1 pseudogene is annotated in these 319 nt (G+C 72.4%); it reads right to left on the bottom strand.

From position 1 onward, the window contains the following. A pseudogene (locus tag UK12_RS44140) lies at positions 1 to 206 on the bottom strand (hypothetical protein); the annotation flags it as partial. Positions 207 to 319: the final 113 nt, after the last annotated feature.

The raw sequence follows: 319 nt of genomic DNA, 5'->3' as shown, positions 1-319 counted from the left end.
TCCGCCTCGCCGACCACCTCGATGTCGGGCTGGGCGTCCAGCAGCGCCCGGAACCCGGCCCGCACCAGGACCTGGTCGTCGGCCAGCAGTACCCGGATCCTCCTCCGTCTCCCTTCCCGGTGTGGTCCGTGCCGCCCGCTGCACCCGCCGTCCTCCCGCCGGCGGTCGGCACCCCGGCCGGGATCCGGAAGACGCCGACTACGCACGGGCCGGGCACGAGCGTGCCGCCGAAGGCGGTGACGCGTTCCAGCATCAGGACGAGTACGATGCCCGAACCTTTGTTCCCGGTGTTGGGAGTCGCCGGTTCGAGGTCGACGAC

It is taken from the genome of Saccharothrix sp. ST-888, assembly GCF_000955975.1.
Classification (GTDB): Bacteria; Actinomycetota; Actinomycetes; order Streptomycetales; family Streptomycetaceae; genus Kitasatospora.
Note: the sequence above shows the minus strand (reverse complement) of the source record. Positions and strands in the feature narration are given on the sequence as shown.